At 62.9% G+C, this 558-nt stretch carries 1 pseudogene; it reads left to right on the top strand.

Annotated elements, in window-relative coordinates:
• A pseudogene (locus tag DBR24_RS28180) lies at positions 1-558 on the top strand (type IV secretion protein Rhs); the annotation flags it as partial.

Raw genomic sequence — 558 nt, 5'->3', positions numbered from 1 at the left:
GTTGAACGGCCGGCGATTCACAACAGCCTGTCGCGGGCGGCGATTTTTCTGGGGGATGAGCCGGAGGAGTTAGTCCTCGCGCTGGCCGGGGAAACGGCGCGGTTTTATCACTTTCGCGCCGGGCGGCTGACGGCGGTCAGTGATTCGTACGACAACCGGCTGCGTGTTTTACGGGATCGGTCTGACAGGGTTCAGCGACTGGATAACGGCGCGGGCCGTTCGCTGCTGTTGCGCTATGAGCGTGCGCAGTTGATCGCCGTTGATTACCAGGTGTTGGCTGGCGATGGCTGGCGCACCGAGCAAACGTTGGTCAGTTACCGCTACGACGCCCAACAGCGACTGATCGAGGCAACCAACGCCGCCGGCGACAGCGAGCGTTACGACTACGACGATCAACACGTCATCCTGCAACGGCAATTGACCGGGGGCGCCAGTTTCTTCTGGGAGTGGGAGCGGTCCGGCAAGGCGGCCCGCTGCGTGCGGCACTGGGCGTCGTTTTCGCAGGTGGACACGCGTTATGTCTGGAATGACGACGGCAGCGTGGCGGTGCATTACGTC

Origin of the sequence: Pseudomonas sp. HMWF006 (genome assembly GCF_003061205.1) — a bacterium.
GTDB classification, from domain to species: Bacteria; Pseudomonadota; Gammaproteobacteria; order Pseudomonadales; family Pseudomonadaceae; genus Aquipseudomonas; species Aquipseudomonas monsensis.
The sequence above is the reverse complement of the archived record's forward strand: the minus strand, read 5'-3'. Positions and strand labels throughout refer to the sequence as shown.